Source organism: Streptomyces sp. NPDC006463 (assembly GCF_042870715.1).
GTDB lineage: Bacteria > Actinomycetota > Actinomycetes > Streptomycetales > Streptomycetaceae > Streptomyces.
Genome location: NZ_JBIAHP010000019.1, coordinates 1 through 21,213 on the forward strand (window position 1 = coordinate 1; position 21,213 = coordinate 21,213).

Sequence of the window (21,213 nt, forward strand, 5' to 3'; positions counted from 1 at the left end):
GGGGACCCTGTGGGAGAGTAGGACGCCGCCGAACAATCATTGCGGAAGCCCCGCACCAGACCTTTACGGGTCCGGTGCGGGGCTTTTCTGCGTTTGGGGCCCGGGTCGGCTCGACGTCATTCGCACGATCGGCCGGCGGTGCACGCCGCCGCCACCTGCCCGAGTGGGATGTGGGCGCGCGGGTGGCGACGGCCCAGCCCAAGGCGTACGAGGGCCGCCGAGTTGCTGTGTTCGACCTCAACCGTTGAGACCGGCGGGCTGAGGATCGTCCGATGTTCAGCCGATCACCAGCACGCGGCTGCCGTGGACCTGAGCTGACGACTCGTAGGGTTGGGGTATGGGCTATGACCTCGTCATCTTCGACAACGACGGCGTGCTGGTGGACAGCGAGCCGCTCGCCAACAGCGTCCTCGCCGGGTACCTGACCGAGCTGGGGCACCCGACCTCCTACGAGGAGTCGCTCCGCGACTACATGGGGGCGGCCGTTCACCGGGTGCACGAACTCGTCCTGGAGCGCACCGGGGAGAGGCTGCCGGACGACTTCGACGAGACGCTGTCCGCGCGCACCTTCGCCGCGTTCGAGCGGGACCTGAAGCCCGTCCCCGGGGTGGAGGAGGTACTCGGGGCGCTCACCGCGAACGGGATCGGGTACTGCATGGTCTCCGCCGGGAGTCACGAGCGGATCCGGGTCGGGCACCGCGCGGCCGGGCTCGACGGATGGTTCGAAGAGGAGTGGATCTTCAGCGCCCAGGACGTCGGGCACGGGGAGCCCGCGCCCGATCTGTTCCTGCACGCGGCCCGGTCGATGGGTGTCGAACCCGCGCGGTGCGTCGTCGTCGAGGACAGTCCGCTCGGCGTGCAGGCAGCGCTCGCCGCGGGCATGGACGTGTTCGCGTTCACCTCGATGGTGCCCGCCGAGCAGCTCGGCGGGGCGACCGCCTACTTCGGGGACATGAAGCAGCTGCCGGGACTTCTGCAACTGCCCATGTGATCGCTCTACCCACGGGTAGCCCCGGGGCCTACGCTGACCCGCCATGACGGTTGATGCGCGGCTGCGGCGCGGGCGTGTGGCTCTGGGGTTCAGCTTCTTCGCGCAGGGTGTCGCCTTCGCCCTGCTCGTGACACGGATTCCGGCCATCCAGGACCGGTACGGGATATCCGACGGGCTGCTGCCCGCCTTCCTCGCGGCCGTTCCGGTCCTCGCCGGCGCGGCGAGCGTCGCCACCGAGCACCTGGTGAAGCGGGTGGCGCCCAGCGCGGTGCTCAGGTGGGCGCAGCCGCTGGTGCTGCTGTCCCTGCTGGGGGTCGGGGCCGGCAGCCAGATGTGGCACGTGGCCCTGGCCCTGGGGGCGTTCGGGCTCTCGGTCGGTGCGCTGGACGCCTCGATGAACATGCTCGGGGTCAGTCTGCAGCGCGCGTACGGGCGCAGCATCATGCTCGGTTTCCATGCCGCGTACAGCCTCGGCGGGATCCTGGGCGCCTCGGCCGCGTGGGCCGGCGCGCACTGGCATCTGGACCTGTTCGTCTCCTACCTGCCCGCCGTGGCCCTGCTGCTGCCGCTCGTGCTGCTGGCGAGCCGCGAATACGTCGTCACACTCTCCGGCGCCGTCCAGGAGAAGGGGCTGGGCGCGGGCGGCGGCAAGCTGCTCCTGCCGCTCTGCCTGGTGATGGCGTGCGCGTACATCGGGGACTCGACGGTGGCGAACTGGAGTGCCAAGTACCTGCAGGACGTGCTGGGGAGCTCCGAGCAGCTGGCGACCGTCCCGTACAACGTCTACATGGTGACCACCCTCCTCGGGCGGGCCGTCGGGGACCTGGGGGTGCGGCGCTTCGGGGCCGCGCCCGTCGTACGGGGCGGCACGGTGGTCGCGGCCTGCGGTTTCGCGATCGTGGCGGCCGCTCCGGGCGCGTGGGTGGGGATGCTCGGCTTCACGCTGCTGGGGATCGGGCTGTGCGTGATCGTGCCGCAGACCTTCGCCGCCGCCGGGAGGCTCTTCCCGGGTGCGTCGGACACCGCCGTCGCCCGGCTGAACATCTTCAACTACGTGGGCTTCCTGATCGGGTCGCCGCTCGTCGGCGGGATCGGGGACGCCTGGAGCTACCGGGGCGCGATGCTCGTGCCGATGGTTCTCGTCATGATCACTCTGTTCTACGCCGGCTCGTTCGGACCGCGGGCGGCCCGATACGGTGTCGGGCATGAGCGGCCGCGGGTTGTTGATGTGGGACGAGGCGGTAACGAAGTATGACTTCGGGCCCAGCCATCCGATGGATCCGGTGCGTCTGGCGCTGACCATGGGCCTGGTACGGGCCTTCGGGCTGGACCGGGCCATGGAGGTACGGGCGGGCCGCGCTGCCGGGGACTCGACGCTGAAGCTGGTCCACCGGGAGGACTACGTCGCCGCGGTGCGCGAGGTGTCCGCGGACCCCGGGATCGCCGACGGCTCGTACGGGCTGGGCACCATGGACGATCCGGCCTTCCACGGCATGCACGAGGCCTCGGCGCTGATCGCCGGGCAGTCGGTGGCGGGGGCGGAGGCGATCTGGCGCGGTGAGGCCGAGCACGCCGTGAACTTCGCCGGCGGGCTGCACCACGCCATGCCGGGCGCAGCGGCCGGCTTCTGCGTGTACAACGACGCCGCCCTGGCCGTCGCGCGGCTGCTTGAGCTGGGGGCCGAGCGGGTCGCGTACGTGGACGTGGACGTCCATCACGGTGACGGCGTACAGGCGGCGTTCTGGGACGACCCGCGGGTGCTGACCATCTCCGTGCACGAGCATCCGCGGACGCTGTTCCCGCAGACCGGGTGGCCGCAGGAGACGGGCGGGCCGGCGGCCGAGGGGTCGGCGGTGAACGTCGCGCTGCCCGCGGGGACCGGGGACGAGGGGTGGCTGCGGGCCTTCCACGCGACGGTGCCGGAACTGCTGGCGGACTTCCGGCCGCAGGTGCTGGTGACCCAGCACGGGGCGGACACGCACTTCGAGGACCCGCTGGCGCATCTGGCGGTGTCCCTGGACGCCCAGCGGGCCGTCCAGGAGGCCTGTCACCGGCTCGCGCACGAGTACGCGGACGGGCGGTGGCTGGCGCTGGGAGGCGGCGGGTACGCGGTGGTGGACGTCGTACCGCGGTCGTGGACGCACCTGGTGGCGATCGCCGCGCACCGGCCCGTGGACCCGGAGGCCGCCGTGCCCGCCTCGTGGCGGGACGAGGTGTACGCGCGGACGCGGGCGCTGGCGCCGGGCCGGATGACGGACGGGCGGACGGTGTCGTGGCGGGACTGGGACGCGGGGTACGACCCTGCGGACCGCACGGATCAAGCCGTACTGGCGACCCGGCGCGCGGTGTTCCCGCTGCGCGGAATGCTGACCTGATGATGGATCGTTACGCCGACTGTGGGGCTGTTCACCGGAACTGATGATCCGCCAGGTCGGTTGAGGCAGCATCGGAGGGTGTTGAGCACCGGCGCGCTGCGAGCGCATCTGCTGGCCGCCCGGTTGGCCGGGCCGATCGCCACCTCCCGGGAGGAGAGCCTGCGCAGCTACCGGCTGTTCGCGGCGCGCGATCCGCGGGTGCTGCTCGGCCTGGATCCGGAGCGGGGCTGGGGCGAGGGTGACCTGCTGAGGCTCATGGCGGACAAGTGCGGGGTCTCGGCGGACCCGGCGCACGTCAGCGGGCCGGACGTGATCGATCCGGAGCTGACGGTGGCGGCGCTGGAGGCCTTCGCCGGGCGGCTGCGCGTGGCGGCCGGGGCGCGGTCCCCGGTGTTGTTCGGGACGGGGCATCCGCATCGGCTCCTGGGGTTCTACGCCGGGTTGGCCGAGGCGATGTCGGCGGCAGGATGTGTTGTCCTCACCCCGGCGCAGGGGACGTGTGTCGACATGGCGACCCGGTTCGGCGTACGCACGTACAGCATCGATTACGTACGGGGGGTCGCACTGGTGCGGGAACCCGGCGTGCGGCCGACGGGGAGTGTGACCGGCGCACACTCCCATTCACCACTGCCGGTTCGGATCGTGCTGGGAGCCCTCGCGGAGGCCGGCGGGCCGTTGCCGGAGTTGGTGGTGGGGGACCACGGGTGGGTCTGCGGCGCAGGTCAGCTGGGTGTGGAGGCGATCGGGCTGGCGGATACGGATGATCCCGCGCTGTTCGTCGGCGAGGCCGAGGGGCGGGTGTCGGTCGCCGTTCCGCTTGATGACGCGGTGCGTGCGGACCACTACCGACCGCTCACTCGCTATGTACTCAATCGGGCGAGTCTGTCTGGGTGAAAGGAGTGGCCGTAGCTCCTCTTCCCCACTCGTATCACGCGCCCCTACTCTGGGGAGTGAGCGTGCGACGACGAGGAGTAACCGGAGGGGAAGCCGGTGCCCGTCATGCGCGGAAGGTCAAGGTGTGTCATGGCTGCTGGCGAGAGGCCTCTCAGTGAGGTTCAGTTCCTGACCGTGGCGGAGGTCGCCTCGGTGATGCGAGTGTCGAAGATGACCGTGTACCGCTTGGTGCACAACGGTCATCTGCCCGCAATCCGGGTGGGCCGGTCCTTCCGGGTCCCCGAAAATGCGGTTCACGAGTACCTCCGAGAGTCCTATGTGGGGGTGGAGTCGGCCTGAGTCTGACCCCGGCACGCCCTCGGATTACAAGCTCGGAGCTCGGGACGGTAGGCTAGGCCGACGTAGGTCGTGTGGGCCCCGACGCCCCGCACCGAATGAAGAGAAGTGAGCGAGGGTAGTCGTGGGCTCTGTTATCAAGAAGCGGCGCAAGCGGATGGCTAAGAAGAAGCACCGCAAGCTGCTCAAGCGCACCCGCGTCCAGCGCCGTAACAAGAAGTAAACGGCAGCTGTACGTGTTCTCCGCAGCCCCTCCACCAACCTGGTGGGGGGGCTGCGGTGCAGCCGGAGACGGTTGTTCCATCTAGGGAGGCGCTGAGCTCGTGGGGAAGGTCGTACTGGTCACCGGGGCTGCCCGGCAGCTGGGGGGCCGCTTCGTGCGCCGCATCCAGCGTGATCCGGAGGTCGAGCGGGTGATCGCGGTCGACGCGGTGACACCGCCGCACCGGCTGGGATCGGCCGAGTTCGTCCGTACGGACATCAGGCAGTCGGCGATCGCCCGGGTGCTGGCCGAGCACGCTGTGGACACTGTGGTCCACCTGGCGGTCACCGGGGGAAGAACCGGCGGTGCGCACAGCACCGTCAAGGAAACGAACGTCATCGGGACGATGCAGCTCCTCGGGGCCTGCCAGAAGTCGCCGACGGTGCGACGGCTCGTGGTGAAGTCCAGTACCAGCGTGTACGGCGGCACCTCGCGGGATCCGGCCGTCTTCACCGAGACCACGCAGCCGAAGTCGCTGCCGGCGGGCGGCTTCGCCAAGGACGCCGCCGAAGTCGAGGGGTACGTACGGGGTTTCGCGCGCAGGCGGCCGGACGTCGCGGTGTGCGTGCTGCGGTTCGCGAACATCCTGGGACCCTTCGCGGACTCGGCGCTCGCCGAGTACTTCTCGATTCCCGTGATGCCGACCGTGCTGGGCTACGACCCGCGGCTGCAGTTCGTCCACGAGGACGACGTGCTCGACGTGCTGCGGCTGGCGGCGCAGGAGCCGCGGCGGGGGACGCTGAACAGCGGGACCTTCAACATCGCGGGTGACGGCGTACTGCTGCTGTCGCAGTGCTCGCGGCGGCTGGGGCGGCCGACGCTGCCGCTGTTGCTGCCCGCCGTGACCTGGGTGGGGTCGGCGCTGCGGGCGGTGGGTGTCACGGACTTCTCGCCGGAGCAGATAAGGCTCCTCACGCACGGCCGGGTCGTGGAGACCTCGCAGATGCGGGAAGTGCTCGGTTTCGAGCCCATGTACACGACCGCCGAGACGTTCGCGGACTTCGCGCGGAGCCGCGGCAGCGGGCTGCTGCCGCCGGAGCGGGTGGGGCGGGCCGTGGACCGGATGGCTGCCATGCTGAAGGCAGACGGCTTGGAGACGTACGTCGACGTGGCTGAAGGAGCGAAGCGATAGTGGCGGATGCCAAGGTCATTCCCTTCGACGAGGACCGGTCGCGGCGGCGGGCGCCGCGCAGGGTGCGGGCGGTGTCCGCTCCGGAGCCGGTGGCCCCGCCGGTCGCTGCCGAGCCGGCCGCGGAGAGGTCCCCGGGCGGCTGGGACCGGCGGATCGCCGGCGGACTGGCGTTCCTGCGGCGGCGGGTCACCGGGGAGTACGAGGTCGACGAGTTCGGCTACGACAAGGAGCTGACGGACCAGGTCCTGATGTCCCTGATGCGGCCGCTGTACGACAAGTACTTCCGGGTCGAGGTCAAGGGCATCGAGAACATCCCCGCGGAGGGCGGTGCGCTGATCGTGGCGAACCACTCGGGGACGCTGCCGCTGGACGGGCTGATGCTCCAGGTCGCCGTGCACGACCACCACCCGGCGCAGCGGCACCTGCGGCTGCTCGCGGCGGATCTGGTGTTCATGCTGCCGGTGGTGAACGAGCTGGCCCGCAAGGCCGGTCACACCCTGGCGTGCGCGGAGGACGCGCAGCGGCTGCTGGAGGCCGGGGAGCTCGTCGGTGTGATGCCGGAGGGCTTCAAGGGGATAGGGAAGCCGTTCGGGGACCGGTACAAGCTGCAGCGCTTCGGGCGGGGCGGGTTCGTGTCGACGGCCCTGCGTGCGGGGACGCCGATCGTGCCGTGCTCGATCGTGGGGGCGGAGGAGATCTACCCGATGGTCGGCAACGCGAAGACGCTCGCGCGGCTGCTGGGGATCCCGTACTTCCCGATCACGCCGACGTTCCCGTGGCTGGGGCCGCTGGGGGCGGTGCCGTTGCCGACGAAGTGGACGATCCAGTTCGGCGAGCCGATCGCCACCGCGGGCTATGCGGCGGAGGCGGCGGAGGATCCGATGCTGATGTTCAACCTGACGGACGAGGTGCGGGAGCAGATCCAGCACACGCTGTACAAGCTGCTGGTGCAGAGACGGTCCGTCTTCTTCTGACGGACCGATGGGGGCCGGGGTGCCTGTGTGCGGCACCCCGGCCCCCACCGGCCTCGCTACCCGGCGTCCTCCGCGTTGAGGCCCAGGCCCGGGAGGAGACCCGGGAGCAGGGGCGGGAGGGTGATGTCCGGCTGCGGGAGCTCCGGAGTGCCCGGGGAGGGCTGGGCCGACTGACCCTGGGGCGGGTTCAGCAGGTCGCCCGTACCGCCCAGGAGACCGCCCGTGGTCGGGGGCCGGCTGCTGCTGCCCGAGGGCGACGGCGCGGGGCTGCCCGACGGGGCACTGGAGGCGGGCGCGGACTGCTGTTTGCCGCTGGGGGTGCCAGGCTTGGCCGAGGCGCCGGGTGCGCCGGTGCTGCCCCGGATCTGCTCCGGTGGCTTGGGGAGCAGGCCCTGGAGCGGCGCCACGTCTTCGTCTATGGCCTGGAAGACCGACTCCACCTCACCGCCCACGTCCGTGAGCTGCGCGGGGAGCTTCTCCCGGAGCTTGCCCCACGCGTCGCGGTGGGAGCGGGAGAACGAGGACAGCTTCTGGATCGGGCCGAGCTCGCCGTCCCGTTGGTACGCGGCCTGGAGGAGCCGGTGGCCCTCCTCCGCGTCGTGCTTCATTCCCGCCAGCGCTCGGCGGATCTCGCCCAGGACCTCGTGGTCCAGCACATTTCCGCCCCGGCCGCGTTCCATCAGCCTGCGGGCTTCCGACAGGCGGTTCGAGGCCTGGTCGAGATAGAGCTCGCCCCGGTCCGAATCGTCGTCGGTGAGCCCGAGCTTCAGGTCCTCCACGCCGCGTTTCACGGGGTAGAGGTGGTCACCGGGCAGGGCGTCGGAACTGGCAGCGGCCACTCCGCTGAAGGCCCCTGCGGCCACACCGACGGTGAGGCCGCCCGCTGCGATGCCCTTGGACCAGCGGGAGCGGGGCCGCAAGTTCCGGAGCGTGGTCGCCCGGTGGGCGCCGCGGCCGGTCCGCTGTTCGGGCACTTGAGGGTCCGAGGCGGCACCGCCCCCGGCCCTCTCCTCCAGCACCATGGCCTCCATGGCGGCAACGAGCTGGGCTCGCTGCACCACTTTGACCTCTGGGTCCAGCACTGGGCGCGGCATTCGTTCGCCGAGCACGCTCGCCAGGGCCAACAACCGGTTGTGGTCGGCAGGTTCGGCAGGTGCCTCGGACTGCTCGGCCGCCGGTTCCGGTTCCGAAAGGTCGGACGGGGTCCGATCCTCCAGGGCCTGGGCGAAGGCGTTCGCCCGCCGGTGCGGAGTCACGTTCGCGATCACTGGCGGCACCTCCTCTCGTCATGACGATCGACTCCCCAAGGTGTCCGGAAGGTTGCCTTCCTTGAGCACATCCACCCTTTCGAGTGAGCGGCTTCAAGCAGGGCGTGTCCACAGGGAGCCTGCATTCCGCACAACGAGCGTCGCGGCACTTGGGTTACGGACGAAGGATGATCGGACCACAGCGTCATCGAGGGGTCACCGGGTGTATGTGAGGTTGTGTTTGATGTGAACGGGGTCAGCGGGCGTCATCGGGGAGGAGGCGGGCCAGGGTGCGGACCGCCCGGTACTGGAGCGTCTTGATGGCGCCCTCGTTCTTCCCCATGACCCGGGCCGTCTCGGCGACCGAGAGGCCCTGCAGGAAGCGCAGGGTCACGCACTCCTGCTGCTGCGGATTGAGTTTTCGTACGGCCTCCAGCAGGGCCGCGTTGGAGAGGGACTCCAGGACGGAGTCCTCGGGGCTGCGCTCGACCTCGTTGGCGTCGAGCATCTCGCCGGTGGTGACCTCCAGCCGGAAGCGGCTGGACTTGAAGTGGTCCGCCACCAGGTTGCGGGCGATCGTCACGAGCCAGGCGCCGAAGTCGCGGCCCTGCCAGGTGAAGGTCGAGATGCGCCGCAGTGCGCGCAGAAAGGTCTCGCTGGTGAGGTCCTCCGCCGTCGCCTTGCCGCCGACGCGGTAGTAGATGTAGCGGTAGACCGTGTCGCTGTACTGGTCGTAGAGGCGGCCGAAGGCTTCGGCCTCCCCGGCCTGCGCGCGTTCGACCAGGTCCATCATCCGGGCCTGGTCGCTGTCCGCGGTGGGGCGGCGGTGGGTGGTGGCCTGGGTGCTCGTGCCGGCGGCGCCGGACGAGCCCCCGGCCGCGCGTCCTCGTCTGCCCACCGTCGCGCCGCCGTCGGTCAGGGCATAGCAAGGACCGGCCGGGCCGAGGCCGGCAGGGACCGCAGCGGCGAAGGCGGGGGCGGTGTACGCGGTGGGGACGAAGCCACGCAGGTGGTCGAGGACCGTTGCGCGCAGCGTAGCCAGGCCCGAGGCGTCAACCCCGACAGGTGGGTACACGGGACTCCCAGAGGCAGAGCTTCCATCACGTGCAGTGCGGGACCGTTCACCCGTCGTGGCGACAGATGGGCGGTGGCATGCGTTTGAGGAGAATAACGCTTCGTACAGGCAGCGCTACACCCAGTTGCTCAAATCATCGATTCCGACACTTCTGTTGCGTGTCGAGGGCATATTCAGTCGCAGTTGGTGATCGATTCTTGATCGCTTGCATGCGCGGAATGGACGCTTCCACGGGGCGTTCGACCGGGTCGGGCATGCCGGAGTGCCGCGCCGCGAGCGCGGGTAGAGGTGAGCAAATGCCCAGGGGCCACGGCCGCGCGGCGGCCGGGAGGCGGGCGGAGGTGGCGCCGGGCGGCGGCGGGGCCGGGCGGGTACGGGGCCGGTGGGGCCGGTTGCGGCGCCGGTGAGGGGCCTGGCGCGGCTACTTGCGGCGGCGGTGCAGGGCGATGGCGGCGGCCGCGCCGCCCGCGATCGCGCCGACTCCGGCGGCGGCCGGGACGCCGACCTTCACGGCCTTGCGGCCGGTCCGATAGTCGCGCAGCCGCCAGTCGTTGGTCCGGGCATGCTTGCGCAGTTTTGTATCGGGATTGATCGCGTACGGATGCCCGACCAGCGAGAGCATCGGGATGTCGTTGTGCGAATCGCTGTACGCGGCGCAGCGGGCGAGATCCAGGCCCTCGGCGGCGGCCAGGGCGCGGACCGCCTCGGCCTTGGCGGGGCCGTGCAGGGGTTCGCCGACGAGGCGGCCGGTGTAGATGCCGTCCACGGATTCGGCGACGGTGCCCAGCGCCCCGGTCAGGCCGAGCCGGCGGGCGATGATCGTGGCGGTCTCGACGGGGGCGGCGGTGACGAGCCAGACCTTCTGGCCGGCGTCGAGGTGGGCCTGGGCCAGGGCGCGGGTGCCCGGCCAGATCCGCTCGGCCATGTACTCGTCGTAGATCTCCTCGCCGATGGCCATCAGTTCGCAGACCTTGTGGCCCTTGACGATGGACAGGGCGCTGTCGCGGGCGTCCTGCATGTGCTCGGGGTCCTCGACCCCGGCCAGCCGGAACCAGGCCTGCTGCCAGGCGAAGCGGGCGAGCTCGCGGCGGCGGAAGAACTCGCGCTTGTAGAGGCCGCGGCCGAAGTGGAAGATCGCGGCGCCCTGCATGACGGTGTTGTCGAGGTCGAAGAAGGCGGCGGCGAGTTCGTCGCCGGCGACGGGGAACTCCGGCTCGGGTGGTGCCTCTTGGGTCACCTCTTGCGGTTCCGCCTCGGCGGGTCCGGTCGGAGGCGGCGTTTCGGCCAGCGCGGTCTTGCGGGCGGCCTCGGCCGAGGCCTCGCCTGCGAGCACGCTCCGCGCGGTGGCGGAGCGCCTACGGGGGGTGAGCCATCCCAGAGCGGCCATGACGTGAGCATAGCCACTGTGTTCGGGAGTTCCCGAACCGATGGGATGCGGAGGCGTGAACTCTTCGGGGCGCTCCTGTTACGTACGGGCGCGCGAGAATGTAGGGCATGAGTCCTTTGTTGCGCCGCAAGGAAAAGAAGAGTCCCGGGGAGCGGATGGTGACGCTGGTCGGGAAGCCGGGGTGCCACCTGTGTGATGACGCACAAGAGGTGATCGAGAAGGTCTGCGCGGAGACCGGTGCGCAGTGGGAGAAGAAGGACATCTCGCAGGACGAGGAGCTCTACCGGTTGTACTGGGAGCAGATTCCGGTGGTGCTGGTGGACGGCGAACAGCACACCTTCTGGCGGGTGAACCCCGACCGGCTGCGGCGGGCGTTGGGGGGCTGAGTCCCTTCCCGGTTACCATCGTGGGCGATTTATGGGGTCTCGGGGGCGTATCTGTGAGGAGTGTGCACGGTTTTGCCCCCTTCGGGATTTGAACGGGTTCGGCGCGGCGCCGGTTCCCGCTCCAGGCGTCGAAGTTGCGTGACCCCGGTCACTTTGCTCGGACAAACCGGACACAATCTTTGTGCACGCGTTCACAAAGGCATAGCCTGCTGTCGACGGGGCGGTCTTGGGACAAGTGACCGCCTGCAGCCCCGCTCATCCCGCAGGAGCATCGTGGCAACTGGCCGAACTCACCGACCGGCGACCCGCAGCCGAGGTATTCCCGAGGCCACTGTCGCCCGGCTTCCGCTGTACCTGCGCGCACTCACCGCGCTGTCCGAGCGATCGGTCCCCACGGTGTCCTCCGAGGAGCTCGCGGCCGCCGCCGGAGTCAATTCCGCGAAGCTGCGCAAGGACTTCTCGTACCTCGGTTCCTACGGAACGCGCGGCGTCGGGTACGACGTCGAATACCTCGTCTACCAGATCTCCCGTGAGCTCGGCCTGACCCAGGACTGGCCGGTTGTCATCGTCGGCATCGGTAACCTCGGCGCCGCCCTCGCCAACTACGGCGGTTTCGCGTCGCGCGGCTTCCGCGTGGCCGCGCTGATCGACGCCGACCCGGCGATGGCCGGCAAGCCGGTGGCCGGGATCCCCGTGCAGCACACCGACGAGCTGGAAAAGATCATCGAGGAGAACGGCGTCTCGATCGGCGTCATCGCGACGCCGGCCGGCGCCGCGCAGCAGGTCAGCGAGCGGCTGATCGCGGCCGGTGTCACCTCCATCCTGAACTTCGCCCCGACCGTGCTCTCGGTGCCCGAGGGCGTGGACGTACGCAAGGTCGACCTGTCGATCGAGCTGCAGATCCTGGCCTTCCACGAGCAGCGCAAGGCCGGCGAGGAAGCCGCGGCCGCCGCCGACGAGGGCGGTTCCACCGTGGGCGGCGCCGCCCCGGCCGCCGCCGTCGTGCCGCCGGCCGGCCGGGCCGCCGCCGAGGCGCGCAAGGGCAACAACCCCGAGGGCGACGTCCCGGCGGTGATGCCGGCATGAGTCTGCTCGTCGTAGGGCTGAGCCACCGCAGCGCGCCCGTGAGCGTGCTGGAGCGCGCCGCGCTGTCCGCTGACGCGAAGCTGAAGCTGCTGCACGACACCCTCGCCGCCGAGCCGGCGGCGGAGGCGGCGGTGCTCGCCACGTGCAACCGGATCGAGCTCTACGCCGACGTGGACAAGTTCCACGCCGGTGTCGCGGAGCTCTCCACGCTGCTCGCGCAGCACAGCGGAGTCGCGCTGGAGGAGCTCACCCCTTATCTGTACGTGCACTACGAGGACCGGGCGGTGCACCACCTGTTCTCGGTGGCGTGCGGGCTGGACTCGATGGTCGTGGGCGAGGGGCAGATCCTCGGCCAGATCAAGGACGCGCTGGCGCTGGGGCAGGAGACGCACACCGCCGGGCGGCTGATCAACGACCTGTTCCAGCAGGCGCTGCGGGTCGGCAAGCGGGCGCACTCCGAGACCGGGATCGACCGGGCGGGCCAGTCGCTGGTGACCTTCGGGCTGGAGCAGCTCGCCGTGCACGTGCCCGTGGCCGAGTGGGCCGCCGGCAAGCGGGCACTGGTGATCGGTGCCGGGTCGATGTCCTCGCTGGCCGCGGCCACGCTGGCGCGGGTCGGCGTCGCGGAGATCGTGGTCGCGAACCGGACCGCCGAGCGGGCGGAGCGGTTGGCAGAGATTCTGGTTGCCTCGGGCACCGGGGTGGCGGCTTCGGCCGTCGCGATGTCCGGTGTCGCCGACGAACTGACACGAGTCGATGTAGTGGTGTCCTGCACCGGCGCCACCGGGCTCGTGCTGACCGCCGACGACGTGCTCGCCGCCGTGTCCTCGGGCGCCGCCGAGGTGCCCGCGCAGGCCGGGCACGGGTCCGCCAGGGCGGGGCTGAGCGGTGCGGCGGGGCAGGAAGACCGCGGATCCGCCCCGGACCTCGCGCTTCGGACCTCCCCGGCCGTAGCCGGGAAGGGTCTGCAGGTGGGGCTGGACTCGGCCGATGTCGTGGCCCGCCTGGCCGCCGCCGCGCTGACGCACGGGCGGCTGGCCGATGCCGGGGCCGCGCGGACCATCGCGGCGGGCGCGGAGGCCGACTTGTGCCCCGTGGGGCCCGACGGGCGGTCCGCGCTGACCGGGGTCGACGCGAACTCCCTGGAGCTGCACGGGACCTGGGCCGACCAGGGTGAGGCCGCCGCCCAGCGGCAGCCCCGGCGCAGCACCCGTACCCACACCGACGGCGCGACCGTGCGCCTCGCGCTGCTGGACCTGGCCATGCCCCGGGACATCGACGCGGCCGTGCACCGGATCCCGGGCGTACGGCTCGTGGACATCGAGTCGCTCGCGGAGGCGTCCGCGGACGCCCCGATGGCGGCCGACGTCGACGCCGTGCGCGCGATAGTCGCCGAGGAAGTGGCGGCCTTCGGCGCCGCCCAGCGGGCCGCGCACATCACGCCCACCGTCGTCGCCCTGCGAGCCATGGCGGCCGAGGTCGTGGCCATGGAAGTGGCGCGCCTCGACGGACGGGTACCCGATCTCGACGAACGGCAGCGGGCCGAGGTCACCCAGACCGTGCGCCGCGTCGTCGACAAACTCCTGCACGCGCCGACCGTGCGGGTCAAGCAGCTCGCGAGCGAGCCCGGCGGCGCCGGGTACGCGGAGGCGCTGCGTGAACTCTTCGACCTCGACCCGCAGACGGTGGCCTCCGTCAGCCGGGCCGACGCGGCAGACAAGAACGACGACTCAGGACGGGCATCATGAACCCACGTCTCGACCAGCCCCTGCGGCTCGGCACGCGGCGCAGCAAGCTGGCCATGTCCCAGTCAGGCCATGTCGCCGATGCGGTACGGGAGGTCACCGGCCGTCCCGTCGAGCTCGTGGAGATCACGACCTACGGCGACGTGTCGCGCGAGCACCTCGCGCAGATAGGCGGCACGGGCGTGTTCGTCACCGCCCTGCGTGACGCGCTGCTGCGCGGCGAGGTCGACTTCGCCGTGCACTCGCTGAAGGACCTGCCGACCGCGCAGCCCGACGACCTCGTGATCGCGGCCATGCCGCGGCGCGAGGACCCGCGGGACGCGCTCGTCGCCCGCGACGGCCTGACCTTCGAGCAGCTGCCCGACGGGGCCCGGATCGGTACCGGTTCGCCGCGGCGCACGGCCCAGCTCAACCACCTGGCGCTGTCGCTCGGCAAGCGCATCGAGACGGTGCCGATCCGCGGCAACGTCGACACCCGGATCGGCTTCGTACGGGACGGCGAGCTCGACGCCGTCGTCCTCGCGGCCGCCGGACTCAACCGGATCGGGCGCGGTGACGAGGCGACCGACCTGCTGTCGGTCGACAGCGTCCTGCCGGCCCCCGGCCAGGGAGCCCTGGCCGTGGAGTGCCTGGCCTCCGACGCCGGCCTCATCGCCGCACTCGGCGAGCTCGACGACCCGAACACCCGGGCCGCCGTGACCGCCGAGCGTTCCCTGCTCGCCGCCCTGGAGGCCGGCTGCAGCGCACCCGTGGGCGCGTTCGCCGACCTTTTGGCCGACGGGCAGATTGTCAATGAAATGCGCCTGCGCGGCGTCGTCGGAACCCTCGACGGCACCACGCTGGTGCAGCTGTCCACCACCGGTCCCGTGCCCCAGTCGTACGACGAGGCCATGGCGCTCGGCCGCGAACTCGCGGACGAGATGCTGGCCAAGGGCGCGGCCGGTCTGATGGGGGAGCGATCGCTTTGAACCCCTCAAGTCCGACCACCTCCGCTTTTCCGGTCGTCGCCGCCCACGGACACGTCACCTTCCTCGGTGCCGGCCCTGGCGACCCGGGTCTGCTGACGCTGCGCGCCGTGGAGGCGCTCGCCGCCGCGGACGTACTGATCGCCGAGCCCGAGGTGCTCGACGTCGTACGGACGCATGCGCGCGCGGGAGTCGACACGCCGCAGCTGACGGTCGCTGACGAAGTGTCAGCAGCCGCCGGGGTCCCGGTGATCCGAGATGCCGCCAATCTTGTCATGGAGGCCGCACGGTCCGGCAGGCGGGTCGTACGTGCCGTCACCGGTGACCCCGGTCTCGACGGGAACACGGCCGAGGAGATGCTCGTCTGCGCCACCGAGGGGATCCCCTTCGAGGTGGTTCCGGGCATCCCCACCGCCGTGGGCGTGCCCGCGTACGCGGGTGTGCCGCTCCGGGACAAGCGGGGCGACGACAACGGCGTGCGGTTCGTGGACGCGAGGACCGCGTCGGCGCGCTGCTGGACCGAGGTGGGGTCGAGCGACGGCATCCTCGTCGTCTCCGCGACGCTGGAGACGGTCTCGGCCGCCGCCGCCGAGCTGGTGGGCGCCGGCCGCAAGCCCGACACCCCGCTGACCGTGACCGTCGCCGGTACGACCACGCGGCAGCGGACCTGGAACGCGACGCTGGGCACGATCGCGCAGGTGTTCAAGCAGGGCAAGGTGCTCCCGTCGCCCGAGGGCGCCCGGCCGGTCATAGCCGTGGTCGGTGAGCACAGCGCCGCCGCGCGGCGTGAGGAGCTGGCCTGGTTCGAGTCGAAGCCGCTGTTCGGCTGGCGGGTCCTCGTACCGCGCACGAAGGAGCAGGCCGCCTCGCTCTCCGACCAGTTGCGTTCGTACGGCGCGGTGCCCCACGAGGTGCCGACCATCGCCGTGGAGCCGCCGCGGACCCCGCAGCAGATGGAGCGGGCCGTGAAGGGCCTGGTGACGGGCCGCTACGAGTGGATAGCTTTCACCAGCGTGAACGCGGTGAAGGCCGTCCGGGAGAAGTTCGAGGAGTACGGGCTCGACGCGCGCGCCTTCGCCGGGATCAAGGTCGCCGCGGTGGGCGAGCAGACGGCGGCCGCGCTCGTGGAGTTCGGCGTGAAGCCGGACCTGGTGCCGAGCGGGGAGCAGTCCGCGGCCGGTCTGCTGGAGGACTGGCCCCCGTACGACCCGGTCTTCGACCCGATCGACCGCGTCTTCCTGCCGCGCGCCGACATCGCGACCGAGACGCTGGTCGCCGGGCTGATCGAGCTCGGGTGGGAGGTCGACGACGTCACCGCCTACCGGACGGTGCGCGCGTCGCCGCCGCCGGCGGACACGCGTGAGGCGATCAAGGGCGGCGGCTTCGACGCCGTTCTCTTCACGTCGTCGAGCACCGTGCGCAACCTCGTCGGCATCGCCGGGAAGCCGCACAACGTGACCGTCATCGCGTGCATCGGGCCGGCGACGGCCAAGACCGCGGAGGAGCACGGGCTGCGCGTGGACGTGCTGTCGCCGGAGCCGTCGGTGTCGAAGCTGGCGGAGGCGCTGGCCGAGTACGGCGCGGCGCGCCGCGAGGCGGCCAAGGAGGCCGGCGAGACGGTGTTCCGGCCGAGCGAGCGACGGCCGGGGGCGCGGAGGCGTCGTACGACGTGAGCGGGTTAGGCCGGACGCGGCCCGACGGAACGGGTGAGGGGCCCGGGTGCACAGGCACCCGGGCCCCTTCGCGTGAGCGGGCCCGGTGACGGCGGTCGGGCGGATACAGGTCGCAAGTGCGCCGCACGGCGCTTCCCGGCCAGGCGGAGGGCGGCCTTGGCCCGTCCCGGCGGCGACGGCGGACGAAACCGGCGACAGGGCGTACGGTCACCCTCCCGGGAGGGCGCGGAGTCCACGTGGAATGCCGCGGGACCGGTTCGCCGACGGTGGTGCTGGTGTCCGGAACGGGAGGCGCGGCGGACGAGTGGACGCACGTGGCCGCCCCCCCGGCGGCCCGGCGGGCGCCCTGGAGCCGAGCGCGTCGGCGGTACTGCCGACGGTCGCCACGTACACGCGGGTCTGCGCCTACGACCGGCCCGGCACGAGCCGGGCCGACGACACGCCGACCGCCTCGACCCCGGTGCCGCAGCCGACGTCGGCGCGGGACGCGCGCGGACGACCTGCGGGCGGTGCTGGCCGCGGCCGGTGAGCACCAGCCGTACGTGCTGGTCGGAGCCTCGTGGGGAGAGATGGGATCACCAGCGCTTCGCCGCACTTGCGCGACACGCCGGCCCCGGAGCAGTGGGCGGACTGGACGGGCGCGATCGCGTCGAGGCCGAAGGAGCAGGGGCAGGAGCTGCCCGCCTACCCGGCAAGCGTCGCCGAACTGCGCGCCGCGACCCACTGGCGCGGCCCGTAACGGCGGTGGTGCTGACCTCCGACCACCCGTGGGACCTGAAGGTCGGAACGACCGGATCGACCTGGCCACGCCCGGCACGTCACCCGTACCGACAGCGGCCACGGGATCGCCGTCGAGCAGCCCCGGCTGGTCTCGGACGCGATCCGCGAGGTCGTGAACCGGGCCCGGGGCGGTGTCAGCCGGTGACCCAGCGGGTCAGGCCGGTCCAGGCGGCGGGGGTGAGGGTGAGGGCCGGGCCGTCGGTGACCTTGGAGTCGCGGACGTGGACCTGCTCGGCGGGGCAGGTGGCGACCTCGACGCACTGGCCGCCCTGATCGCTGCTGTAGGAGGACTTGCGCCAGGTGAAGGCGGCTTCCAGACACTGGCCGCCCTCGTCGCCGCTGTAACTGGACTTGAACCACTTCAGTGGGGTGCTCATGACTCTCCTAGCAACCGGTCCAACAGGTCCTTCGTCTCTGCGAAGTTGAGGGCCTGTGACCGCAGCATCGCATACTTCTGAGCGAGGATGCTGACCTCATTCGGGTCGCGTACGAGGACGCTGCCGCGTTGGGTTTCTGAGTAGGCGAGGTGCTGGAACTCCGGTGTCTCCAACAGCGTGAAGGGGCCGTTGAGGCCCGCGTGAGCGGTCAGTCCCAGGGGCAGCACCTGGAGCGAGATGGCCGGCCGGTCGGCGCATGCGCGCAGGTGTCGAATTTGCTCTCGATAGACCTCGCGCCCGCCGATCCGGTCCCGCAGGGCCGCCTCCCAGATGACGAAGCTGAGGGTGGGCGGGACGGTACGGCGCAGGATCTCCTGGCGCTTCATTCGGTGGGCGGTCTGGAGCTCTATCTTCTCCTCGCCCACGAAGGGGATGCGGCAGCCGAACACCGCACGGGCGTAGGGCTCGGTCTGGAGTAGACCTGGAACGGTCAGCGTGTCGAACCAGGACAGCGCCAGGGCCTCCGCCTCGCGCTCCATGTACTCCTCCGCCCAGGCCGGGACCATGTCGACCTCCGGGAGGCGGTTGGCTGCCACCGCGAGGACTCCGGGCAGGCCGAGGATCCGGTCCATCTTCTCGGCGACGTTGGGCATGAGCGTCCGTCGGCCCTGCTCGATCGAGGCGATGGTCTCGACGTCCATGTGCAGCTCTTCCGCGAAAGCCCGCTGCGTCAGTCCCTTGGCGATGCGCGCGGCGCCGACCTGTGCCCCGACCAGCTTCATCGAGGTTTCGTTGGGGCGAGGCTTCTTGCGTGGTGGCATACCTGTGAACTCCCCGAGTGCGCACGAGAGATACCGGTGCCGACCCGTACTGTTCAAGGAGTACGGGTTACCGGTCTGGCTCAAGCTAGTCACGCACCGCGACGATCACCCCGTGAACGTGGAAATCCATCCAGCCGTGCTGCGCGAGCGGTACTTCCCCCGCAGCCGCCAATCCGTCCGCTCCACCAGGGAGTTCGCAGCGGAGACACTTCACGCGTGGGGTGTGACATGCCGCCAGGACGACCTGTTGCTCTGCGTGAGTGAACTGGCCACCAACGCCCTGCTGCACGGCGTGCCGCCCGGCCGGTACTACCGGCTGCGGCTGCTGCTCTTCGAGGACCTGGTCCGGGTCGAGGTCGCCGACAGCGGGGGAGGTCGGCCGCGGGTCGCGGACCGGGACCCGGGGGCCGAGGGCGGGCGGGGGCTGCTGCTGGTGGCCGCGCTCGCCGAACGGTGGGGGGTCGGCCCGCGCAGGCCCGGCAAGGTGGTGTGGTGCGAGCTGGCCGTGGGGGCTGCAGGCGCCGCGCCCCCGGGCCCTAGGCTTGTCCCGACTGCTGTCGAAGCTCGAAGAGGCGACTGAAGATGAGCGCGTACGGATCCTTCCCCGGTTCGCGGCCCCGCCGGCTGCGCACCACCCCGGCGATGCGGCGGATGGTCGCGGAGAACCGGCTGCACCCCTCGGACCTGATCCTCCCGGCCTTCGTCCGCGAGGGCATCAGCGAGCCCCTCCCCATCTCCGCGATGCCGGGCGTGGTCCAGCACACCCGGGACACGCTGCGGAAGGCCGCCGTCGAGGCGGTCGAGACGGGCGTCTCGGGGATCATGCTCTTCGGCGTCCCGGCGGACGAGAACAAGGACGCGCTGGGCACGGCGGGCACCGAGCCGGACGGGATCCTGCAGGTCGCGATCCGCGATGTGAAGGCCGAGGTCGGCGACGATCTGGTGATCATGTCGGACCTGTGCCTGGACGAGTACACGGACCACGGGCACTGCGGCGTCCTGGACGCGGACGGCCGGGTCGACAACGACGCGACGCTGGAGCGTTACGCCGAGATGGCGCAGGTCCAGGCCGACGCGGGCGTCCACGTGGTGGGCCCGAGCGGCATGATGGACGGGCAGGTCGGCGTCATCCGCGACGCACTGGACGAGACCGGGCACGAGGACGTCTCGATCCTGGCGTACACGGCGAAGTACACGTCCGCCTTCTACGGTCCCTTCCGCGAGGCCGTCGCCTCCTCCCTCCAGGGCGACCGCAAGACGTACCAGCAGGACCCGGCGAACGCGCGCGAGTCCATGCGCGAGCTGGCGCTGGACCTTGAGGAGGGCGCCGACATGGTGATGGTCAAGCCGGCCGGGCCCTACCTCGACATCCTGTACCGGGTGGCGCAGGCGGTGGACGTCCCGGTGGCCGCGTACCAGATCAGCGGCGAGTTCGCGATGATCGAGGCGGCGGCGGAGAAGGGCTGGATCGAGCGGGACCGGGCGATCCTGGAGACCCTGCTGGGCATCAAGCGGGCCGGGGCCGACACGATCCTCACGTACTGGGCGACCGAGGTGGCGGGCTGGCTGCGCGAGACCCGCTGACGTTCGCGCCTACGGCCAGTCGACGAGGCCGTTGAAGGCGATCCAGTCGAAGACGACGGCCGCCGGGGCGATCACGGCGAGCCACACCCTGGCGGCGGCGTACCGCCGCTGCCAGGGCAGCCCCCAGGCGGCGACCAGTACGGCCAGCACCACCAGCAGGCCGAACCCGAACACGGGGAAGGCGACCTCGTACGAGGCGTCGAACCGGTCATTCGCGGCGTCGCCGCAGGAGTCGCAGGCCATCGGCGACAGCCCGGCGTAGAAGAACCCGAGGGCTGCCAGGGGCAGCGTGAGCACGGTGGATACGAGCGGCGCGACGAAGGCACGCGCGTGCCGTGCGGTGTCCGGAGTCATGGATCCAGTGAACTCCGAGAGGAGAGCCCGAACATGAGTGCGCGTACTCATGTGCGCGCCTCGAAGAAAAGCGAACCTCGTAGGTGTACGTGCGTATTCGGCACGCCCACTGCCACGGCGTACCGCGGCCTGCCTGCACTGGGGGGCCGCCGAGGACGCCGTGCGAGAAAGGCCCTTCGCAAATGTCCATCGACCAGACGTCCTGGGAAGCGGCGGTACGGCACCTGTACGAGGACGCGTTCACGTTCAGCGCCACCGGTCCGCGCAAGCACGAGGACTGGCGGACCGACGTGCTCGCCGTCATGGAACGCGCCGTCCCCGATCCGCGCGACTGGGTCGGGCTCGACGACACCGTGAACGAGCGCACGACGGAAGCGCCCGCCTTTCCCTTCCGCCCGCCCTTCAAGGCCGATCCCCAGCGTCGGCTCACCCCGGCCGACGTCGGGGAACGGTTGCACGAGATCGATCGTGCGAGCGCCGAGAATCTCCTCCTCGCGCTCACCGACGGCGGTTGCACCCTGCGGAACCTCGAAAGGTTCACCGAGAGCTTCGACGAGCTGCAGGACATGGCCCGCACCATCCTTGCCCGCTACGGGGACACGTTCACCTGCTACACCAATGTCACCGTGGGTGCGCGCAAGAACGGCACGCTGGACTTCGAGGCGTCCCACTGGGGCTATACCCCGATGACCTTCTACTGGGAGGACGCCGGCCTGGTCATCGTCTCCGACACCGAGGTCGGGCTGTTCTGGACATTCGACTGCTGAGC

Annotated in this window: 23 protein-coding genes; 17 read left to right on the forward strand and 6 right to left on the reverse strand. The window is 71.1% G+C overall.

Annotation, left to right across the window (positions count from 1 at the left end):
- The first annotated feature begins 337 nt into the window (after positions 1–337).
- The 8 genes from ACFYOB_RS29160 to ACFYOB_RS29195 all read left to right on the forward strand — a co-directional run bounded on the left by ACFYOB_RS29160 (position 338) and on the right by ACFYOB_RS29195 (position 6,964).
- Positions 338–991 carry an HAD family hydrolase gene (locus ACFYOB_RS29160; RefSeq protein ID WP_388564521.1) on the forward strand — a complete coding sequence of 218 codons (654 nt, stop codon included), beginning with the start codon at positions 338–340 and terminating at the stop codon, positions 989–991.
- A 43-nt stretch (positions 992–1,034) separates the two neighbouring features.
- Positions 1,035–2,246, forward strand: coding sequence for an MFS transporter (locus tag ACFYOB_RS29165; RefSeq protein ID WP_388564524.1), 1,212 nt, complete (start codon positions 1,035–1,037; stop codon positions 2,244–2,246).
- Positions 2,197–3,366, forward strand: coding sequence for an acetoin utilization protein AcuC (locus tag ACFYOB_RS29170; RefSeq protein WP_388564526.1), 1,170 nt, complete (start codon positions 2,197–2,199; stop codon positions 3,364–3,366). The genes ACFYOB_RS29165 and ACFYOB_RS29170 overlap by 50 nt, the downstream gene beginning before the upstream one ends.
- Before the next feature lie 78 nt (positions 3,367–3,444).
- On the forward strand, positions 3,445–4,260 hold the full coding sequence (locus ACFYOB_RS29175; protein ID WP_388564908.1) for a phosphatase: 816 nt from the start codon (positions 3,445–3,447) through the stop codon (positions 4,258–4,260).
- A gap of 129 nt (positions 4,261–4,389) precedes the next feature.
- The gene (locus ACFYOB_RS29180) at positions 4,390–4,599 is read left to right on the forward strand and encodes a helix-turn-helix domain-containing protein (RefSeq protein WP_008738568.1); all 210 of its coding nucleotides are present in this window, start codon (positions 4,390–4,392) and stop codon (positions 4,597–4,599) included.
- Positions 4,600–4,720: 121 nt separating this feature from the next.
- Positions 4,721–4,819 (forward strand): 30S ribosomal protein bS22, encoded by a 99-nt coding sequence (locus ACFYOB_RS29185; RefSeq protein WP_003948845.1) that lies wholly within the window; start codon positions 4,721–4,723, stop codon positions 4,817–4,819.
- A gap of 100 nt (positions 4,820–4,919) precedes the next feature.
- Positions 4,920–5,990: an NAD-dependent epimerase/dehydratase family protein gene (locus ACFYOB_RS29190; RefSeq protein WP_388564530.1), complete on the forward strand. Its 1,071-nt coding sequence runs from the start codon at positions 4,920–4,922 to the stop codon at positions 5,988–5,990.
- On the forward strand, positions 5,990–6,964 hold the full coding sequence (locus ACFYOB_RS29195) for a lysophospholipid acyltransferase family protein (RefSeq protein WP_388564533.1): 975 nt from the start codon (positions 5,990–5,992) through the stop codon (positions 6,962–6,964). The genes ACFYOB_RS29190 and ACFYOB_RS29195 overlap by 1 nt, the downstream gene beginning before the upstream one ends.
- Positions 6,965–7,020: 56 nt before the next feature.
- Here ACFYOB_RS29195 and ACFYOB_RS29200 read toward each other — a convergent pair whose 3' ends face one another.
- From ACFYOB_RS29200 to ACFYOB_RS29210, 3 genes are all read right to left on the reverse strand, one after another.
- Positions 7,021–8,232: a DUF5667 domain-containing protein gene (locus tag ACFYOB_RS29200; protein WP_388564535.1), complete on the reverse strand. Its 1,212-nt coding sequence runs from the start codon at positions 8,230–8,232 to the stop codon at positions 7,021–7,023.
- A gap of 235 nt (positions 8,233–8,467) precedes the next feature.
- Complete coding sequence (locus tag ACFYOB_RS29205; protein WP_388564537.1) at positions 8,468–9,286, reverse strand: ECF subfamily RNA polymerase sigma factor, BldN family; 819 nt, start codon at positions 9,284–9,286, stop codon at positions 8,468–8,470.
- Between the two features lie 421 nt (positions 9,287–9,707).
- Positions 9,708–10,673 (reverse strand): HAD family hydrolase, encoded by a 966-nt coding sequence (locus ACFYOB_RS29210; RefSeq protein ID WP_388564540.1) that lies wholly within the window; start codon positions 10,671–10,673, stop codon positions 9,708–9,710.
- A gap of 107 nt (positions 10,674–10,780) precedes the next feature.
- Between ACFYOB_RS29210 and ACFYOB_RS29215 the strand changes: the two genes are divergently transcribed.
- From ACFYOB_RS29215 to ACFYOB_RS29240, 6 genes are all read left to right on the forward strand, one after another.
- Positions 10,781–11,059 (forward strand): glutaredoxin family protein, encoded by a 279-nt coding sequence (locus tag ACFYOB_RS29215; protein ID WP_388564543.1) that lies wholly within the window; start codon positions 10,781–10,783, stop codon positions 11,057–11,059.
- Positions 11,060–11,332: 273 nt separating this feature from the next.
- Positions 11,333–12,145 (forward strand): redox-sensing transcriptional repressor Rex, encoded by an 813-nt coding sequence (locus ACFYOB_RS29220; RefSeq protein ID WP_388564546.1) that lies wholly within the window; start codon positions 11,333–11,335, stop codon positions 12,143–12,145.
- Entirely contained in the window at positions 12,142–13,893 is a 1,752-nt protein-coding gene (locus ACFYOB_RS29225; RefSeq protein WP_388564549.1) for a glutamyl-tRNA reductase, read from the forward strand. The genes ACFYOB_RS29220 and ACFYOB_RS29225 overlap by 4 nt, the downstream gene beginning before the upstream one ends.
- Positions 13,890–14,858: a hydroxymethylbilane synthase gene (gene hemC, locus ACFYOB_RS29230; protein WP_388564551.1), complete on the forward strand. Its 969-nt coding sequence runs from the start codon at positions 13,890–13,892 to the stop codon at positions 14,856–14,858. The genes ACFYOB_RS29225 and hemC overlap by 4 nt, the downstream gene beginning before the upstream one ends.
- Positions 14,855–16,528 (forward strand): uroporphyrinogen-III synthase, encoded by a 1,674-nt coding sequence (locus ACFYOB_RS29235; RefSeq protein ID WP_388564553.1) that lies wholly within the window; start codon positions 14,855–14,857, stop codon positions 16,526–16,528. The genes hemC and ACFYOB_RS29235 overlap by 4 nt, the downstream gene beginning before the upstream one ends.
- Before the next feature lie 595 nt (positions 16,529–17,123).
- Positions 17,124–17,267, forward strand: a complete 144-nt coding sequence (locus ACFYOB_RS29240) for a hypothetical protein (RefSeq protein ID WP_388564555.1) — start codon at positions 17,124–17,126, stop codon at positions 17,265–17,267.
- 175 nt (positions 17,268–17,442) lie between these two features.
- On the opposite strand, the gene ACFYOB_RS29245 is transcribed toward ACFYOB_RS29240, so the two are convergent.
- On the reverse strand, positions 17,443–17,685 hold the full coding sequence (locus ACFYOB_RS29245) for a DUF397 domain-containing protein (RefSeq protein WP_388564558.1): 243 nt from the start codon (positions 17,683–17,685) through the stop codon (positions 17,443–17,445).
- Positions 17,682–18,506: a Scr1 family TA system antitoxin-like transcriptional regulator gene (locus ACFYOB_RS29250; protein WP_388564561.1), complete on the reverse strand. Its 825-nt coding sequence runs from the start codon at positions 18,504–18,506 to the stop codon at positions 17,682–17,684. The genes ACFYOB_RS29245 and ACFYOB_RS29250 overlap by 4 nt, the downstream gene beginning before the upstream one ends.
- Before the next feature lie 112 nt (positions 18,507–18,618).
- Between ACFYOB_RS29250 and ACFYOB_RS29255 the strand changes: the two genes are divergently transcribed.
- Together ACFYOB_RS29255 and hemB are read left to right on the forward strand one after the other, a co-directional pair.
- Positions 18,619–19,086, forward strand: a complete 468-nt coding sequence (locus tag ACFYOB_RS29255; RefSeq protein ID WP_388564563.1) for an ATP-binding protein — start codon at positions 18,619–18,621, stop codon at positions 19,084–19,086.
- Positions 19,087–19,088: 2 nt separating this feature from the next.
- A complete protein-coding gene (gene hemB / locus ACFYOB_RS29260; RefSeq protein WP_388564564.1) occupies positions 19,089–20,090 on the forward strand; it encodes a porphobilinogen synthase in 1,002 nt (333 codons plus the stop codon).
- Positions 20,091–20,099: 9 nt separating this feature from the next.
- Here the strand turns inward: hemB and ACFYOB_RS29265 are convergent, their stop codons facing one another.
- Positions 20,100–20,444, reverse strand: coding sequence for a hypothetical protein (locus ACFYOB_RS29265; RefSeq protein ID WP_388564566.1), 345 nt, complete (start codon positions 20,442–20,444; stop codon positions 20,100–20,102).
- A 182-nt stretch (positions 20,445–20,626) separates the two neighbouring features.
- Between ACFYOB_RS29265 and ACFYOB_RS29270 the strand changes: the two genes are divergently transcribed.
- Entirely contained in the window at positions 20,627–21,211 is a 585-nt protein-coding gene (locus ACFYOB_RS29270) for a hypothetical protein (protein WP_388564567.1), read from the forward strand.
- Positions 21,212–21,213 lie beyond the last annotated feature (2 nt).

What these genes read in the sequence shown, in the direction of transcription:
- ACFYOB_RS29165 (WP_388564524.1), top strand. Translation starts at nt 1,035, where the DNA reads ATGACGGTTGATGCGCGGCTGCGGCGCGGGCGTGTGGCTCTGGGGTTC.
- ACFYOB_RS29170 (WP_388564526.1), top strand. Translation starts at nt 2,197, where the DNA reads ATGAGCGGCCGCGGGTTGTTGATGTGGGACGAGGCGGTAACGAAGTAT.
- ACFYOB_RS29270 (WP_388564567.1), top strand. Translation starts at nt 20,627, where the DNA reads ATGTCCATCGACCAGACGTCCTGGGAAGCGGCGGTACGGCACCTGTAC.
- ACFYOB_RS29250 (WP_388564561.1), bottom strand. Translation starts at nt 18,506, where the DNA reads ATGCCACCACGCAAGAAGCCTCGCCCCAACGAAACCTCGATGAAGCTG.
- ACFYOB_RS29215 (WP_388564543.1), top strand. Translation starts at nt 10,781, where the DNA reads ATGAGTCCTTTGTTGCGCCGCAAGGAAAAGAAGAGTCCCGGGGAGCGG.
- ACFYOB_RS29180 (WP_008738568.1), top strand. Translation starts at nt 4,390, where the DNA reads ATGGCTGCTGGCGAGAGGCCTCTCAGTGAGGTTCAGTTCCTGACCGTG.
- ACFYOB_RS29225 (WP_388564549.1), top strand. Translation starts at nt 12,142, where the DNA reads ATGAGTCTGCTCGTCGTAGGGCTGAGCCACCGCAGCGCGCCCGTGAGC.
- ACFYOB_RS29210 (WP_388564540.1), bottom strand. Translation starts at nt 10,673, where the DNA reads ATGGCCGCTCTGGGATGGCTCACCCCCCGTAGGCGCTCCGCCACCGCG.
- ACFYOB_RS29265 (WP_388564566.1), bottom strand. Translation starts at nt 20,444, where the DNA reads ATGACTCCGGACACCGCACGGCACGCGCGTGCCTTCGTCGCGCCGCTC.
- hemC (WP_388564551.1), top strand. Translation starts at nt 13,890, where the DNA reads ATGAACCCACGTCTCGACCAGCCCCTGCGGCTCGGCACGCGGCGCAGC.
- hemB (WP_388564564.1), top strand. Translation starts at nt 19,089, where the DNA reads ATGAGCGCGTACGGATCCTTCCCCGGTTCGCGGCCCCGCCGGCTGCGC.
- ACFYOB_RS29160 (WP_388564521.1), top strand. Translation starts at nt 338, where the DNA reads ATGGGCTATGACCTCGTCATCTTCGACAACGACGGCGTGCTGGTGGAC.
- ACFYOB_RS29245 (WP_388564558.1), bottom strand. Translation starts at nt 17,685, where the DNA reads ATGAGCACCCCACTGAAGTGGTTCAAGTCCAGTTACAGCGGCGACGAG.